The following is a 15,382-nucleotide window of genomic DNA, read 5'->3' as shown; positions in this document are numbered from 1 at the left end:
GCCCACGTCGTAGCGACGTTGTGCGCGCGCCGACGAGGGGAGCGAGCTCAGCCCTCGGCGTGACGCTCCAGGAAGTCGTACACCTCGTTGTCGTCGACGCCCGGGAAGGCGCCGCGCGGCAGCGGGGAGAACATCTGCATGTGCACGCGGGCGCTCGGCCAAGCCTTCCCCTCCCAGCGGGCGGTGACCTCCGCCGGTGGGCGGCGGCAGCAGGCCTCGTCGGGGCAGGTGGAGGTGGCGCGCTTGGCGCTCTCGCGCCCGCGGAACCATCGCGCGTCGTCGAAGGGCACCCCGACCGTGATCGAGAACTCCCCGTCGGCGGTCGTGCCGGTCTGCGTCGAGCACCAGAACGTGCCCGCCGGGGTGTCGGTGTACTGGTAGTGCTCGGTCGTGCGGTTGTGCTCCTCGAAGGCCGACCGCGCCAGGAACCGCCGGCACACGATCTGCCCTTCCACGGCGCCGGTCACATCCATCGGCAGCGGCAGCCCGTCGTTCTCGTACACGCGCGAGATCGCCCCGTTGCCGTCGACGCGCAGGAAGTGCAGCGGGATGTCGAGGTGGGTCGTGAGGAGGTTGGTCATGCGCATGCCGGCGGCCTCGTGGGTCACCCCGAACGCGTCGCGGAAGTCCTCCACGGCGAGGTTGCGATCGCGCTTGGCCTGCTGCAGGAAGGCGACGGATGCCGCCTGCGGCATGAGGCAGCACGCGGCGTAGTAGTTGATCTCCAATCGCTGCTGGAGGAAGTCGGCGTAATCGGTCGGCGGGCGGTGGCCGAGCAGCCGGTGGGCCATCGCCTGGAGCGCCATCGACCGCAGGCCGTGTCCGCCGGGGATGGATGCCGGCGGCAGGTAGATGCGGCCGTTCTCGAGGTCGGAGACCGACCGCACCGAATGCGGCAGATCATTGGCGAAGATCAGCTCGAACCCGAGCTGCGAGGCCATGATGCTGACGGTGCGGTGGGTGAGGGCGCCGGCGACGTGACCGGCCGCCTTCAGCTGCTTCTCCGCGAGTGCCTCGATCTCGGGCAGGTGGTTGTCACGCGTGCGCATCCCCAGACGCAGCTCGGTGTTGGCGCGCCGGGCCTCCTCGGGCGTCGCGATGGCTTCCCGCTCGCGGCGCTGCAGTTCGCGGTGCAGGCCCAGCACCGACTCGATCGTCTCGTCGGGCATGCCCTTCGTGATCTTCACCGGCGGCACCCCCAGCCGCCGGAAGACGGTGCTCGCCTGAGCGCGCTCGAGTTCGATCTCCAGTGCCGCACGCCGGTTGGGCGGCTCGGCGGAGAGGAGCTCGGCGACCTCGGTGCCCGTCGCCGTCGCGATCGCCTGCAGCAGCGACAGCTTCGGCTCGCGCTTGCCGTTCTCGATGAGGCTGAGCTGGCTGCCCGCGACGCCGACGACCGCGCCCAGTTCGTCGAGCGTGAACCCCTTCGCCAGCCGGTGATGCCGGATGCGGTGGCCGAGGGTGGTCAATTCCAGCGATGAGGCGGCCATTCCTTGATGGTAGCGAAAGAAGTGGACTTCTTGCGCGCGTGAATCCGGGAAAGACACCCCCGAAGGGGCGCATTCTGGTCATGTTCCCGCCTGAAGGAGAGATCATGGCCCTCGCCGACATCTTCACCCGCCCGTCCACCGCTCCGGCCGCAGCCCGGCCGCGCGCCCTGGCATCCGGCGCTCGTCCGCAGATGTCCGGCGAAGGCGCCGAGGCGCTGCTGGCGTGGGTCGACGAGATCGCCGCGCTCACCCAGCCCGCCCGCATCCACTGGGTCGACGGCTCAGCGGCCGAGAATGAGACGCTGCTGCGCGAGATGGTCGACGAGGGAAAGCTCATCAAGCTGAATCCGGAGTGGCGGCCCGGGTCGTACCTGGCACGCTCGCACCCGAGCGACGTCGCCCGCACCGAGGGGCGCACGTTCATCGCCTCGGAGCGTGAGGAGGATGCCGGCCCGACGAACAACTGGGTCGCACCCGACGAGATCCGCGCCACCATCACCCCGCTGTTCGAGGGGTCGATGCGCGGGCGGACGATGTACGTCGTCCCCTTCTCGATGGGCCCCGTGGGCGGACCGCTGTCGCAGATCGGCGTGCAGGTCACCGACAGTGCCTACGCCGTGGCATCCATCGGCATCATGACCCGCGTCGGCCAGGCCGTCACCGAGGAGATCGCCGCCGGCAAGCCCTGGGTCAAGACCGTGCACTCGGTCGGGGCGCCCCTCGCCCCCGGTGAGGCGGACGTCGCATGGCCCTGCAACGACGAGAAGTACATCGTGCACTTCCCCGACACCCTCGAGGTGTGGTCGTACGGCTCCGGCTACGGCGGCAACGCGATCCTGGCGAAGAAGTGCTTCGCGCTGCGCATCGCCTCGGTCATCGGTCGCGACGAGGGCTGGCTCGCCGAGCACATGCTCCTCATCCGCGTGATCGACCCGAAGGGCAAGGCGTTCCACATCGCCGCGGCGTTCCCCTCGGCCTGCGGCAAGACCAACCTCGCGATGCTCCGCCCCACGATTGCGGGCTACCGGGTCGAGACGCTCGGCGACGACATCACGTGGATCCGCCCCGGTGAGGACGGGCGCCTGTGGGCGATCAACCCCGAGGCCGGCTTCTTCGGCGTCGCGCCCGGCACGGGGGAGTCCACGAACGTCACCGCCGTGGAGACGCTGTGGGGCAACACGATCTTCACCAACGTGGCGCTGCGTCCCGACGGCGACGTGTGGTGGGAGGGCCTCACCGACGAGGCTCCCGAGAGCCTCACCGACTGGGAGGGCAACCCGTGGACGCCCGACTCCGGCCGTCCCGCCGCCCACCCGAACTCCCGCTTCACCGTGTCGGCGAGCCAGTGCCCGCAGATCGCGGCCGACTGGGACGCGCCGCAGGGTGTGCCGCTGGACGCGATCCTCTTCGGCGGCCGCCGCGCCACCAACGTGCCGCTCGTGGTCGAGGCCACCGACTGGGCGCACGGGGTGTTCATCGGGTCGAACATCTCCTCCGAGCGCACGGCCGCCGCCGAGGGCACGGTCGGGGAACTCCGCCGCGACCCGTTCGCCATGCTGCCGTTCTGCGGCTACAACATGGCCGACTACTTCGCGCACTGGCTCAAGGTCGGCGAAGGGCTGCGCTTCGACCGCGCCCCGCGCGTGTTCCAGGTCAACTGGTTCCGAAAGGGCGACGACGGCCGGTTCCTCTGGCCCGGATTCGGCGACAACTCGCGCGTCATCGACTGGATCATCCGCCGCGTGCAGGGCGAGGTGGCCGCCGACGACAGCCCCATCGGGCGCCTTCCGCGCGTCGCGGACCTCAACCTCGACGGCATCGACGTGACCGACGAAGACCTCGAGCAGCTCTTCGCGATCGACCCCGACTCGTGGCTGCGCGAGGCCGACCTCACCGAGGAGTTCTACGAGACGTTCGACGGGCGGGTGCCGGCGACGCTGCAGGCCGAGCTCGCGGCGCTGCGCTACCGCCTCACACGCGCCCAGCAGGGCTGAGGCGCCGGGGGAGTCTCAGAGACGGATGCCGCGGCGCTCAGCTGCGGCATCCGTCGTCTGCGCGCGGGTCACACCAGCAGCTGGTGCTTCGCGAGGTCGCGGTACAACGGGGTCGATGCCACGAGCTCGGAGTGCGTGCCCTGGCCGACGACCTCGCCGTGGTCGATGACGACGATGTGATCGCTGTCGACGACCGTCGACAGGCGGTGGGCGATGACCACGAGCGTGCGCCCGGTCGCGACGGCGTCGAACGCCTCGCGCATCCGCTGCTCGTTGAGGCCGTCCAGTGACGACGTCGACTCGTCCAGCAGCAGGATCGGGGGAGCGGCGAGCAGCGCTCGCGCGATCGCGAGACGCTGGCGCTCGCCGCCGGACAGCATCACTCCGCTCTCCCCGACGGGGGCGTCGAGCCCGAGCGGGCTGCGCTCGAGCACCTCGCCGAGGTTGACGTCGCGCAGCACCCGCTCGCACTGCTCGTCGGTGGCATCGGGGGATGCGAGGCGCAGGTTCTCGGCGATGGTGCCGGCGAGGGTCGGTGCGTCCTGCTCGACGTAACCGAGCTGGGAGCGCAGCTCGTCTCGCTCGAGCGTGCGGATGTCGCGGCCGTGCAGCAGGATCGCCCCGCTGGTGGGGTCGTAGAACCGCTCGATGAGTGCGAGCGTCGTGCTCTTGCCGGCCCCGGACGGGCCGACCAGGGCCACGCGCGCGCCCGCCGGGACGGTGAACGAGACGCCCCGCAGCACGTCGTCGTCGGGGGTGGCATCCTCCTCCACGACCATCGTGGTCGGCTCCACGTGCGCGTCGGCGAGGGTGCGCATGGCCTCGGTCTCGGCGGTGCGGCGGGCGGCGATGACCGCCTCGGGGTAGCGGAAGCGGACGCCGCGGAACTCGATCGCGGGGGCCGCCGTGGCATCGGTCGGGGACTGCTCGGCGGCGACCCGCGCCGCGATCGCGGCGTCGTCGTCGGCCTCGGTCGGCAGGTCGAGCACCTCCTGGATGCGCCCCAGCGCCCCGAGGGCCTGGTTGACCGAGCTGATGGCGCCGAAGAACGACCCGAGCGGACCCACCAGGAAGAACAGGAACATCACGAACGTCACGAGGTCCGCGATGGAGATGGCTCCGGATGCCACGCGGAACCCGCCCACCCCGAGCACGACCAGCAGCGACACCTGCAGGGCGACCCCGGCCACCGGGACGACCAGCGCCGAGGCCTTGGCCACCCGCACGCCGGCGTCGTAGGCGCCCCGCGCGGTCTCGCCGATCGCCTGCTGCTCACGCTCGGCCGCCCCCGCGGCGCGGATGGTGCGGATCGAGCCGATGGCGCGCTCCACACCTGAGGCGAGCTCGCCGACCTTCTCCTGCTGGGCCTGGGTGGCCTTGCGGATGCGCCCGCTCAGCAGCGCCACGACGGTGGCGGAGACGCCGATCACGACGAGGATGAGCAGCAGCAGCACCGGGTCGATGAGCGCCATGGCGACGATGGCGCCGACGAAGATCAAGGCGCCGCCGAGCGAGTCGGCGAGGCCCTGCGTGAGCACGGCGTACAGCAGGGTGGTGTCCGTCCCGACCCGCGAGACGAGGTCGCCGGTGCGGCGCGCATCGAACTCGCGCACCGGCAGGTGCAGGAGACGCGCGATCAGGCGCTTGCGGCTCGAGTACACCACCGCCGTGCCGGTGCGCTGCAGCAGGTAGTGCTGCCAGCCGCCGATCAGCGAGGATGCCACGACCAGCGCGATGAGCGCCCAGACGAGCATGCCGAGCATCTCGCCGGCCTGCACCCGCTCGATGAGCTGGCCGACCACGAGCGGCTGCCCGAGGGTCGCCACGGCCTCGATCACGCTGAGGACGGCGATGCCCACGAGTACGCCGCGGTGCTCGAACAGGAACGGCAGCAGCTGCGTGAGGCTCGCGCGGGGGCCGTCGTCGGCGGCGCGCTTACCGCGGCGGCCGCGGGAGGAGAAGGGGGAGGACATGGGTGTTACCTCGTTCTTGCGGGGGGATCACCTTCGACCGTACTTCTTGTGCACGGCCTGTCGGCTCACGCCGAGGCCGTCGGCGATCGCCTGCCAGGAGAAGCCCAGGTTGCGGGCCCGCCGCACCTGGGTCTCCTCGGCGCGGGAGAGCTCGCGGCGCACCAGCGCCAGCCGTCGCAGCTCGGCGATGGGCTCGCGCTCGCCGGGCGTGCCGACGAGGGTGCGGATGTCATCTGCGCTCACGGGAGCCTCCTTCGCAATGCGTCAACGGTAGTTGACGTGGCATCCGCGTGTCAATGCAGGTTGACAGCGATCGCCGTGGGCTGACGCCGTCGCCGGGCGGCGCTACTGTGGGGCGGTGCCTGAACCGGTCATCTCCGCCCGCAACCTCGTCAAGGCCTACAAGGTCAAGGGCAAGCCCGATTTCCTCGCCGTCGACGATCTGTCGTTCGAGGTTGCGCCCGGCGAGTCCTTCGGCCTGCTCGGTCCCAACGGCGCCGGCAAGTCCACGACGATGAAGATGGTCGGGGCCGTCTCCACGCGCACCGCGGGGGACCTGCAGATCCTGGGATTGGACCCCGATCGGCACGGGCCCGAGATCCGCTCGCGACTCGGGGTCGTTCCGCAGCAGGACAACCTCGACGGCGAGCTCAATGCGCGCGAGAACCTCTACATCTACGGCCGCTATTTCGGGCTCCCGGGGCGCGTGTGCGCGGAGAAGGCCGACGAGCTGCTGGCTTTCGCGCAGTTGCAGGACAAGGCCAAGAGCAAGGTCGACCAGCTCTCCGGCGGTATGAAGCGGCGGCTGACCATCGCCCGCGGTCTCATCAACGACCCGCGCATCCTGCTGCTGGACGAACCGACGACGGGGCTCGACCCGCAGGCGCGCCACGTGCTGTGGGATCGGCTGTTCCGGCTCAAGGAACGCGGCACGACGCTCGTGCTGACGACCCACTACATGGACGAGGCCGAGCAGCTGTGCGATCGGCTCATCGTCGTGGACGAGGGCCGCATCATGGCCGAGGGGACGCCGGCATCCCTCATCCGCCAGCACTCGTCCCGCGAGGTGCTCGAGGTGCGCTTCGGCTCGGAGCGCAACGAGCAGGTCGCCGGGCAGCTGCACGGCATCGGCGAGCGGGTGGAGGTGCTGCCGGACCGCGTGCTCATCTACGCCCACGACGGCGAAGCCGCGCTCGAACGGGTGAGCGCGCTGGGGCTGCAGCCCATCACGAGCCTCGTGCGCCGCTCGTCGCTCGAGGACGTGTTCCTGCGCCTGACGGGAAGGTCGCTGATCGAATGACCCCGTCCGACGACACCGGTGCGCCGGTCGCTGCCGGCACCGCACCCCCGTCGCTCGACGAGCTGCGGGCCGAAGCCCTCGCCTGGGGGCGCAGGCCCCGCGCCCGCGGCTCCTGGTACACCACCGAGCACATGGTGCGCGCCATGCGCGCCTACGGCTGGACGATCGTCGTGGGCGCGCTCGGGCAGCCGATCATCTACCTGCTGGGCCTGGGCATCGGGCTGGCCGCGCTCATCGACGCGCCGGTGGAGGATGCCGGTACCGAGGTGTCCTACCTCCTGTTCGTCGCCCCGGCGCTGCTCATGACCGCAGCCATCGCCGTGGCGACCGAGGAGTTCACGTACCCCGTGATGGCGGGCTTCAAGTGGCGGCGCTACTTCTACGGGTTCAACGCCTCCCCGCTGTCCTCGGCGCAGATCGCCCACGGCGTCATCGCGGGCGCCGCCGCCCGCATGCTGGTGGGGGTCGCGGCGTACTACGGCTTCATCTGGATCTTCTTCGCCGTCGGCGGCGGCGGCGTGCCGCATCCGGCGACGGCGTGGCTGTCGATCGTCCTCGGTGTGCTGGCCGGGCTCGCCTTCGGCATCCCGCTGATGGCGTACGCGGCGTCGATCGAGGACGACAAGGGGCAGTTCGCCCTCGTGCAGCGGTTCGTCTTCATGCCGATGTTCCTGTTCTCGGGCACCTTCTATCCACTGTCGAACCTGCCCGACTGGCTGGAGTGGATCGGCTGGATCTCCCCGCTCTGGCACGCCACCCAGGCCGGTCGCATCCTCACCTACGGCACGCCGGTGGAATGGGGCATCGTGCTCGGCCACACCGCATATCTCGTGGTGCTCGCGGTCGCCGGCTATCTGGCGGCCCGCCGCATCTTCGAACACAGGCTCGCGAAATGACGCTCGCGTCGACGCAGACCGCCCCCGCGCCCCGCCGCGCCGGGGGAGTGCGGGCACTGTGGGCGGGCAACCCGCAGGCGGTCGTGCAGCGAGGGCTCATCGCCGCGCGCTCGTCGAGCTGGGTGGTGGTGCTCTCGGGGTTCTTCGAGCCGGTGTTCTACCTCGCCTCGATGGGCATCGGGCTCGGCGCCCTCGTCGGCGACGTGCAGACCAGCGCCGGGGTCGCGGTCTCCTACGCCGCCTTCATCGCGCCCGCGCTGCTGGCGGTGTCGGCGATGAACGGAGCGATCTACGACTCCACCTGGAACGTGTTCTTCAAGCTCAACTACGGCAAGTTGTACGAGGGGATGCTGGCGACCTCGCTCGGCCCGCTCGATGTCGCCCTCGGCGAGATCCTCTACGCGCTGCTGCGGGGGCTCGTCTATGCGACCGGCTTCCTCACGATCATGCAGATCCTGGGCCTGAACCTCGCGCCCACCGCCATCCTCGCCATCCCCGCGGTGCTGCTGATCGCCTTCGGCTTCGCGAGCCTCGGCATGGCGATCACGAGCTACATGAAGACGTTCCAGCACATGGACTGGATCAACTTCGTGCTGCTGCCGATGTTCCTGTTCTCCTCGACGCTGTACCCGATCACGGTGTATCCCGAGGTCGTGCAGTGGATCGTCAAGGCGTTCCCGCTCTGGCACGGGGTGGAGCTCATCCGCGGGTTCACCACCGGTGCGATGAGCCCCGACGTGGGCTGGCACATCCTCTACTACGTCGTGATGATCGTCGTGGGGCTGGTGTTCACCACCCGGCGGCTGCGCACCCTGTTCCTGGACTGAACGCCGAAGACGACGGATGCCGCGGGGCGATCACCCCGCGGCATCCGTCTGTCGCCTGTGTCAGAGCGAGCCGGTCGCACCGAGACCGATGTTGGTCTCGTAGTCGACGTCCTTCGTCTCCTTCGACAGCAGGAGCGCGATGAGGGTCAGCACGCTCATCGCGGTGAGGTACACGCCCACCAGCCACGGCTCGCCGCCCGCCGCCGCCCACAGCGCCACCGCGACGATGGGGGCCAGGGCCGCGCCGAGGATCGACGAGACGTTGTAGGAGATGGCCGAGCCGGTGTAGCGGACGTTCGTGGGGAACAGCTCCGGCAGCACGGCGCCCATGGGGCCGAAGGTCGCGCCCATCAGCATGAACCCGAGGATGAGGAAGGCCTGCGTGAGCGCACCGGTGAACATCGGGTCGGCGTACGGCACGAGGAACACGTTGAACATCAGGCCGAACACCGCGATCGCCGCGGTGACCCAGATGAGGAGCTTGCGCCGGCCGATCGAGTCCGCGAGGGGCCCCGACAGCAGCGTGAAGATGCCGAAGAACACGACACCGATGATCTGCATGATGACGAAGTCGGTGTACCCGAACCCGAGCCCGGCCACATACGTCGCGGCGTCGAAGGGCTGACCGGCGGCCTCGGCGGCGGCGCGCGCGGTTTCGGTGGTGGCCTTGGTGCCGTAGGAGAGGGTGAAGCTGGTCATCAGGTAGAACAGCACATAGGTCGCCAGCATGATGAACGTGCCGAGGATGAGCGGGCGCCAGTGCCGGCGGACGACCTCGCCCAGCGGGAATTTGCGGATCGCGCCGGTCTTCTCCGCCTTGGCGAAGGTGGCGGACTCGACGAGCTTGAGGCGCACCCACAGGCCCACGATCACCATGACCGCCGAGAAGAGGAAGGGCACGCGCCAGCCCCACTCCAGGAACTCCTCGGAGCGCTGCGCGGGGCCGTCGGGGTGCGGCAGGGCGAAGTTGATGATGAGGAACACGCCGTTGGCGATGATGAAGCCGATCGGTGCCCCCAGCTGCGGGAACGTGCCGTACCAGGCGCGCTTGCCCTTGGGGGCGTTCTCGGTGGCCACGAGCGCGGCACCGGACCATTCGCCGCCGAGCGCGAAGCCCTGCGCGAGGCGCAGCACCAGCAGCAGCAGCGCCGCCCACCACCCGATGGCGTCGTAGGTGGGGAGCAGGCCGATGATGAACGTCGCGATGCCCATCGTGAGCAGCGAGGCGACGAGGGTGGCCTTGCGCCCGAACCGGTCGCCGAAGTGGCCGAAGATCACGGCGCCGATGGGGCGGGCAATCATCGCGGCCCCGAAGACGGCGAACGACGACAGCAGTGCTGTCGTCTCATCGCCGGTGGGGAAGAAGAGGATGGGGAAGACCAGGACGGCGGCGGTCGCGTAGACGTAGAAGTCGTAGAACTCGATCGTCGTGCCGACCAGGCTCGCGGCGATGACGCGCGAACGGGGATTGGCGGGAGCGGTGGGGGCCGCGGGTGCTGAGGACATGAGGTGGAGTGCCTGTCAGATGAGAGGGAAACCGTCCGGGTGGGGACGTTCCGGTGGCAGGCGTCCGGAGCAGGGGTGGTGCGGCGGGCGTCACAGCGCTGAGTCACCGGGGCAGCGCCCGCGCGGTGGCGGGGGCAGAACAACCATCCTATGCCGACGCCGGGCGCAGCGTCCCGGCGTCGGCGGAGGGGGATCAGCGCCAGATGACGGCGATACCTGCGTTGAGGAGGGTCAGCACGCCCACCGCCCAGAACATGGCCGTGGGGACGGACCCGGTCTTGCGCTGGCGGCCGGTGCCGATGCCCAGCAGCGCGCCGATCACCAGCAGCACACCGAGCTTGACGCCGAGCTTGACGTAGTTGAGCTCGTACTCGATGCCCCACGGCGCGGCGAGAGCGAGCCCGGCGACCGCGGCGATCGTCATGCCGATGGTCATCAGGCGGGTGAACCGGCGGCGCCCGCCGAAGGCTTCCACGGCCCAGGCGCCGAAAAGCACCGCGAAACCGATCAGGTGGATGAAGACGACGACGTGCCGCAGGATTTCCATGCGTCCAGTCTAGCCCGACCTTCAGTATCTCTGATGGTCGCCGCGACGGTCAGGCGCGCAGTGCCCGCAGTGTGAGGGCGGTGCGCAGCGCCGCATCCGCGGCCTCGGCGCCCTTGTCCTCCTTCGAGCCCGCCAGGCCTGCGCGGTCGAGGCCCTGCTGCTCGTCGTCGAGGGTGAGCACGCCGAAGCCGACCGGCTTGCCGGTGTCCAGCGCGACGCGGGTGAGCCCGTCGGTGGCCGCGGCGGAGATGTACTCGAAGTGCGGCGTGCCGCCGCGGATGATGACCCCGAGCGCCACGACCGCGTCGGCGCCGCCGTCGAGCGCCGCGCGGGACACCACCGGCAGCTCGAACGCGCCGGCCACGCGCACGAGCGACCAGGTCGCCCCCGCGGCGTCGAGCGTGCGCTGTGCGCCGGCGATGAGCCCGTCGGTGATGGCGTCGTGCCAGGTGCCGGCGATCACGACGACGGAAAGGCCCGTGCCGTCGATGGGCTCGTGGGCCTGGGGGGAACCGGTGCCGCTCATGCGCGGGCCTCCTTCGTGCGGGCGAGGGCGCCGTCGAGGTCGTCGGAGGCGATGAGGTGCCCCATGCGCTCGGCCTTCGTGGCGAGGTACTGGTGGTTGTTGGGTCCCACGCCGACCAGCAGCGGCACCTGCTCGACGATGTTCAGCCCCAGGGTCTGCAGTTGGGTGACCTTGTCGGTGTTGTTCGTGAGCAGGCGGATCTTCGTCACTCCCAGGTCGTCGAGGATGCCGGCGGCGGCGGCGTAGTCGCGCGCGTCGGCGGGAAGCCCCAGGGCCAGGTTCGCATCGACCGTGTCCAGGCCCGTCTCCTGCAGCGAGTAGGCACGGAGCTTGTTGATGAGTCCGATGCCGCGACCCTCGTGGCCGCGCATGTAGATGACGACCCCGCCGGCCTCGGCGATCGCGTCCAGCGCGGCATCCAACTGGGGGCCGCACTCGCACTTGAGCGAGCCGAACGCCTCGCCGGTGAGGCACTCCGAGTGCACGCGCACGAGGGGCGCGTCGGCGGTGAGGTCGCCGGAGATGACCGCGAGGTGGTCGGTTCCGGTCACGCGGTCCTTGTACGCGAGGAAGCGGAAGGAGCCGTGACGCGTGGGCACCTGCGATTCGGCGCGCAGGCTCACCCGCCGGCGGTGCACGGCGCTCTCCCCGATCGTGACGGGCTCGTGCTCGTCGAGGTAGGCGATGAGCTGCTCGATCGTGATGACGTGCAGGCCGTCGCGCTCGCCGAGCTCGAGCAGCCCGGGCAGGCGCATCATGGAGCCGTCCTCGGCGACGATCTCGCAGATCGCCGCGACCGGCTCGAGTCCTGCGAGGCGCATGAGGTCGACGGATGCCTCGGTGTGGCCGCTGCGTTCGCGCACGCCACCGTCCACCGCGCGCAGCGGCAGGATGTGGCCGGGGCGGATGACGCTGGCGGGGGTCGACCCGGGGTCGGCGAGCACGTTGAGCGTGTGCGAGCGGTCGCTCGCGCTGATGCCGGTGCTCACGCGCGTGGCGGCATCGACACTGACCGTGTACGCGGTGCCGCGGGCGTCTTCGTTGACCTCCACCATCGGCGGCAGGTCGAGCCGGTCAGCCCATTCGGAGGGCATGGGAGCGCAGATGAAACCGCTGGAGTGGCGCACCGTCCACGCGATCCATTCGGGGGTCGCCAGCTGGGCGGAGATGACGACGTCGCCCTCGTTCTCGCGGTTCTCGTCGTCGGCGACGATGACGGGCCGTCCGGCGCGCAGCGCCTCGAGGGCTTCGGGGATGGTGGAAAGGCTCATCGGGAGCCTCCTTCGTGGGAAACGGTGGTCGGGGGGAAAGCGAGCAGGCGCTGCACGTGGCGCGCGAGGATGTCGGTCTCGAGGTTGACGCGGTGCCCCGGCGCCAGGTCGCCGAGCGTCGTGGCGGTGAGGGTCTCGGGGATGAGCGACACCTCGAACCACGGCTCCGCAGCCTCGGCGGCGCTCACCGCGCTGACGGTGAGCGAGACGCCGTCGACGGCGATCGAGCCCTTGTCCACGACCAGCGGCGCCAGCGCGGGGGACAGGCCGATGCGCAGCACTCGCCACTGCTCACCGGGGCGCACCTCGAGCACCTCGCCGGTGCCGTCGATGTGGCCCTGCACGATGTGGCCGCCCAGGCGCCCGTGGGCGGCCATCGCCCGCTCGACGTTCACCCGGCTGCCGACGGCGGCGTGGCCGAGCGTCGACATGTCGAGGGTCTGGCGCATGACGTCGGCGGTGAAGGCGTCACCGTCGCGGTCGACGACCGTGAGGCAGACCCCGCCGATCGAGATGGAGTCGCCGTGCGCGGCATCCGATACCGCCAGCGGCGCGCGCACCGTCAGGCGCACACCGTCTCCGGAGGGGGTGACGGCGGCGATCTCGCCCTGCTCTTCGACGATTCCGGTGAACATCAGGGGGTTCCTTCCTGGGTCGGCCCGCTGGCGGGCCGGGGGTGGGCGACGATCAGCAGGTCGTCGCCGAGTCGTTCGATGGATGCCACGTCGAGCCGCCGCTGCGCGGTGATGGTCGGCACGCCCAGCTCGCCGAGGGCGAGGATGGGGCCGCCGAGGAGGGTCGGGGCGATGTACGCGAGCACGTCGTCGGCCAGGCCCGCACGCAGGAAGGCGCTCGCGATGGTGGGACCGCCCTCGACGAACACCCGGTGCACGCCGAGGTCGCGCAGTTCTGCCAGCAGCGAGCCGTCGGGATCGCCCCACTCGTCGAACAGGTGGTTTCCGGCCCGGTGCAGGACGGGGCGGGGGTGCCGGCGCACTCGGGCATCGTCGGGGATGCCGCGGGCGCCGAGCACCACCGGCATCGGCTGCTCGTCGTACAGCGTGCCGTCGGGGCGGCGGGCGGTGAGGGCCGGGTCGTCGGCGAGCAGTGTGCCCGTGCCCACGACGATGGCGTCGGCCTCGGCACGACGACGGTGGACGTCTTCGCGCGCGGCAGGTCCCGTGATCCACTGGCTGGTGCCGTCGGCGGCGGCGGCGCGGCCGTCGAGGGACTGCGCCCACTTGACCGTCACGTGGGGGCGCCCGAGGCGCTGCGCGGTGAGCCAGGAATCCAGCAGTGCGTGGGCCTCGTCGGCGAGCACGCCGCCCTCGACGTCGACGCCGGCGGCGCGCAGGCGCTCGGCACCACCGGAGGAGCGCTCGCCCGGGTCATCGACGGCGTACACGACGCGGGCGACGCCGGCGGCGATGAGGGCCTCGGCGCAGGGGCCGGTGCGGCCGGTGTGGTTGCAGGGTTCGAGGGTGACGACGGCGGTCGTGCCCGCGGCGGCGCCGGGGGCGAGTTGGGCGAGCGCGGCCACCTCGGCGTGGGCGGTGCCGGCTCCGCGGTGCCAGCCCTCGGCGACGACGTCGCCGGTGGGGGACAGCAGCACCGCGCCCACCTGCGGGTTCAGTCCGCGGGGTCCGCGTCGCGCGAGCGACAGTGCGCGCCGCATCGCATCGCGTTCGCGGTCTGTCGCGGTCATCCGTCGCCCTCCGGTCGGGACTCCGGGGAAGGGTGGCCGCAGGCGACGCCCAAGGCGTCTCCTCGTGCTGCCTCCCATCCGGACTAGCGACTTGCGTCGCATCACCGTCGGTCCCGGAATTCCACCGGGTCAACCTCTGCCTTTCGGCGCGGGTTCGCGGACTGTCACCGCCGGTTCGGATTCCCACCGACCCCGGAGCACGTATTGCTCTCGAGTGTACTCAACGCGCGGTCGGGGCTTTCATTCCCCGCGAGGCGGGCCGGAACTCTCCCGCTCGGCCAGGCGATAGGCGACCTCGATCTGCGACGGCGACGGCGACGGCGAAGACTGCTCCACGAGCGCGATCAGCTGGTCGACGGCCGTCTCCGCGATGGCGCGCTTGTCGGGTGCGATCGAGGTGAGGGAGGGGACGGAGAATTCCGCCTCCTGCACATCGTCGATCGACGCGATAGCGACATCGTCGGGCACCCGTACACGGGCATCGGCGAACGCGCGCACCGCGCCGAAGGCCAGCATGTCGGTGAAGCAGACGAGGGCGTCGAAGCGCACGCCGTCGGCAAGCGCGGCAGCCACACCGTCGCGTCCCGCCTGCCGGCCGAACCTGTCGGTGTACAGCACGAGCGCCGGGTCGAACGCGACGCCCGCGGTCTCGAGCGCGTCGCGATAGCCCTGCAGTCGCAGCCGCGCGCTGCGGTAGAGATCGGAGTGGTAGGCGCCGAGCACCGCGATGCGGCGCCGGCCGCGTTCGAGCAGATGGCGGGTGATGTCGGTGGTGGCGCGCACGTTGTCGATCGCGATGCCGGTGTGGCCGGGGCTGGAGATCTGCTCTCCGATGAGCACGGTGGGAACGCTCGGGGCGGCGGCGGCGAACTCATCCTGCGTCAGGGTGAACGGGCTGAAGATGAGGCCGTCGACCAGGTGGGAGGTGAAATCGCGCAGCATCCGCACTTCACTGTCCTTGCGGCCGCCCGTCTGCGTCGCGATCACGGTGTAGCCACGGCTCTGTGCGGCGGATTCGACGAGTTCGGACAGCTCCGCGAAGTAGGGCTGCGACAACTCGGGGACCGCGAACCCGAGCATCCGGGTGCGCCCCTGGCGCAGCCGGCGGGCGGAGATGTTGGGCTTGTAGTTCAGCTCCTCGATGGCGCGCAGCACCCGCTCGCGGGTCGTGTCGCGGACGTATTCGAAGTCGTTGACGACGTTGGAGACCGTGCGGGGGGAGACGCCGGCGAGCTTGGCCACATCGCGCAGGCTCGCGCTCATGTCGACCCCCTCTCCTGGCCCCGTTTCGGCACGTCTCCGGCCGTCGGTGTCGGCGTGGAGTTGACAACGAGTATGTCGCCTCGT

At 70.7% G+C, this 15,382-nt stretch carries 14 protein-coding genes; 4 read left to right on the top strand and 10 right to left on the bottom strand.

Annotated elements, in window-relative coordinates; all coding sequences use genetic code 11:
- Window positions 1–47: 47 nt before the first annotated feature.
- A complete protein-coding gene (locus ACFVR6_RS09650; RefSeq protein WP_386961916.1) occupies window positions 48–1,490 on the bottom strand; it encodes a helix-turn-helix domain-containing protein in 1,443 nt (480 codons plus the stop codon).
- 104 nt (window positions 1,491–1,594) lie between these two features.
- On the opposite strand from ACFVR6_RS09650, the gene ACFVR6_RS09645 reads away from it, so the two are divergent.
- Window positions 1,595–3,484: a phosphoenolpyruvate carboxykinase (GTP) gene (locus tag ACFVR6_RS09645; RefSeq protein ID WP_386961913.1), complete on the top strand. Its 1,890-nt coding sequence runs from the start codon at window positions 1,595–1,597 to the stop codon at window positions 3,482–3,484.
- A gap of 68 nt (window positions 3,485–3,552) precedes the next feature.
- On the opposite strand, the gene ACFVR6_RS09640 is transcribed toward ACFVR6_RS09645, so the two are convergent.
- On the bottom strand, window positions 3,553–5,457 hold the full coding sequence (locus ACFVR6_RS09640) for an ABC transporter ATP-binding protein (protein WP_386961910.1): 1,905 nt from the start codon (window positions 5,455–5,457) through the stop codon (window positions 3,553–3,555).
- Window positions 5,458–5,484: 27 nt separating this feature from the next.
- The gene (locus ACFVR6_RS09635) at window positions 5,485–5,700 is read right to left on the bottom strand and encodes an AsnC family protein (RefSeq protein ID WP_386961907.1); all 216 of its coding nucleotides are present in this window, start codon (window positions 5,698–5,700) and stop codon (window positions 5,485–5,487) included.
- Between the two features lie 115 nt (window positions 5,701–5,815).
- Between ACFVR6_RS09635 and ACFVR6_RS09630 the strand changes: the two genes are divergently transcribed.
- From ACFVR6_RS09630 to ACFVR6_RS09620, 3 genes are read left to right on the top strand one after another with little or no spacing between them, the layout of a single operon-like run.
- Window positions 5,816–6,757 (top strand): ABC transporter ATP-binding protein, encoded by a 942-nt coding sequence (locus tag ACFVR6_RS09630; RefSeq protein WP_386961904.1) that lies wholly within the window; start codon window positions 5,816–5,818, stop codon window positions 6,755–6,757.
- Window positions 6,754–7,653 carry an ABC transporter permease gene (locus tag ACFVR6_RS09625; RefSeq protein ID WP_386961901.1) on the top strand — a complete coding sequence of 300 codons (900 nt, stop codon included), beginning with the start codon at window positions 6,754–6,756 and terminating at the stop codon, window positions 7,651–7,653. The genes ACFVR6_RS09630 and ACFVR6_RS09625 overlap by 4 nt, the downstream gene beginning before the upstream one ends.
- Window positions 7,650–8,480: an ABC transporter permease gene (locus tag ACFVR6_RS09620; protein ID WP_386961898.1), complete on the top strand. Its 831-nt coding sequence runs from the start codon at window positions 7,650–7,652 to the stop codon at window positions 8,478–8,480. The genes ACFVR6_RS09625 and ACFVR6_RS09620 overlap by 4 nt, the downstream gene beginning before the upstream one ends.
- A 60-nt stretch (window positions 8,481–8,540) precedes the next feature.
- Here ACFVR6_RS09620 and ACFVR6_RS09615 read toward each other — a convergent pair whose 3' ends face one another.
- The 7 genes from ACFVR6_RS09615 to ACFVR6_RS09585 all read right to left on the bottom strand — a co-directional run bounded on the left by ACFVR6_RS09615 (window position 8,541) and on the right by ACFVR6_RS09585 (window position 15,298).
- Window positions 8,541–9,986: an MFS transporter gene (locus tag ACFVR6_RS09615; RefSeq protein ID WP_386961894.1), complete on the bottom strand. Its 1,446-nt coding sequence runs from the start codon at window positions 9,984–9,986 to the stop codon at window positions 8,541–8,543.
- Window positions 9,987–10,179: 193 nt separating this feature from the next.
- Window positions 10,180–10,533 (bottom strand): Fe-S protein, encoded by a 354-nt coding sequence (locus ACFVR6_RS09610; protein ID WP_386961892.1) that lies wholly within the window; start codon window positions 10,531–10,533, stop codon window positions 10,180–10,182.
- A 49-nt stretch (window positions 10,534–10,582) separates the two neighbouring features.
- Complete coding sequence (gene ribH / locus ACFVR6_RS09605) at window positions 10,583–11,059, bottom strand: 6,7-dimethyl-8-ribityllumazine synthase (RefSeq protein ID WP_386961889.1); 477 nt, start codon at window positions 11,057–11,059, stop codon at window positions 10,583–10,585.
- Window positions 11,056–12,330, bottom strand: a complete 1,275-nt coding sequence (gene ribA, locus ACFVR6_RS09600) for a GTP cyclohydrolase II (protein ID WP_386961886.1) — start codon at window positions 12,328–12,330, stop codon at window positions 11,056–11,058. Before ribA ends, ribH begins: the two co-directional genes overlap by 4 nt.
- A complete protein-coding gene (locus ACFVR6_RS09595) occupies window positions 12,327–12,965 on the bottom strand; it encodes a riboflavin synthase (RefSeq protein ID WP_386961884.1) in 639 nt (212 codons plus the stop codon). The genes ribA and ACFVR6_RS09595 overlap by 4 nt, the downstream gene beginning before the upstream one ends.
- Window positions 12,965–14,035 (bottom strand): bifunctional diaminohydroxyphosphoribosylaminopyrimidine deaminase/5-amino-6-(5-phosphoribosylamino)uracil reductase RibD, encoded by a 1,071-nt coding sequence (ribD, locus tag ACFVR6_RS09590; protein ID WP_386961881.1) that lies wholly within the window; start codon window positions 14,033–14,035, stop codon window positions 12,965–12,967. Before ribD ends, ACFVR6_RS09595 begins: the two co-directional genes overlap by 1 nt.
- Before the next feature lie 240 nt (window positions 14,036–14,275).
- On the bottom strand, window positions 14,276–15,298 hold the full coding sequence (locus tag ACFVR6_RS09585) for a LacI family DNA-binding transcriptional regulator (RefSeq protein ID WP_386961879.1): 1,023 nt from the start codon (window positions 15,296–15,298) through the stop codon (window positions 14,276–14,278).
- Between the last annotated feature and the right edge of the window lie 84 nt (window positions 15,299–15,382).

Origin of the sequence: Microbacterium sp. NPDC058021, from assembly GCF_042885955.1 — a bacterium.
GTDB lineage: Bacteria > Actinomycetota > Actinomycetes > Actinomycetales > Microbacteriaceae > Microbacterium.
This window is presented reverse-complemented; position numbering and strand designations above follow the sequence as displayed.

Coding starts and splice junctions, on each gene's coding strand:
- ACFVR6_RS09625 (WP_386961901.1), top strand. CDS start 6,754: ATGACCCCGTCCGACGACACCGGTGCGCCGGTCGCTGCCGGCACCGCA.
- ACFVR6_RS09640 (WP_386961910.1), bottom strand. CDS start 5,457: ATGTCCTCCCCCTTCTCCTCCCGCGGCCGCCGCGGTAAGCGCGCCGCC.
- ACFVR6_RS09620 (WP_386961898.1), top strand. CDS start 7,650: ATGACGCTCGCGTCGACGCAGACCGCCCCCGCGCCCCGCCGCGCCGGG.
- ACFVR6_RS09595 (WP_386961884.1), bottom strand. CDS start 12,965: ATGTTCACCGGAATCGTCGAAGAGCAGGGCGAGATCGCCGCCGTCACC.
- ribA (WP_386961886.1), bottom strand. CDS start 12,330: ATGAGCCTTTCCACCATCCCCGAAGCCCTCGAGGCGCTGCGCGCCGGA.
- ribD (WP_386961881.1), bottom strand. CDS start 14,035: ATGACCGCGACAGACCGCGAACGCGATGCGATGCGGCGCGCACTGTCG.
- ribH (WP_386961889.1), bottom strand. CDS start 11,059: ATGAGCGGCACCGGTTCCCCCCAGGCCCACGAGCCCATCGACGGCACG.
- ACFVR6_RS09650 (WP_386961916.1), bottom strand. CDS start 1,490: ATGGCCGCCTCATCGCTGGAATTGACCACCCTCGGCCACCGCATCCGG.
- ACFVR6_RS09585 (WP_386961879.1), bottom strand. CDS start 15,298: ATGAGCGCGAGCCTGCGCGATGTGGCCAAGCTCGCCGGCGTCTCCCCC.
- ACFVR6_RS09615 (WP_386961894.1), bottom strand. CDS start 9,986: ATGTCCTCAGCACCCGCGGCCCCCACCGCTCCCGCCAATCCCCGTTCG.
- ACFVR6_RS09610 (WP_386961892.1), bottom strand. CDS start 10,533: ATGGAAATCCTGCGGCACGTCGTCGTCTTCATCCACCTGATCGGTTTC.
- ACFVR6_RS09645 (WP_386961913.1), top strand. CDS start 1,595: ATGGCCCTCGCCGACATCTTCACCCGCCCGTCCACCGCTCCGGCCGCA.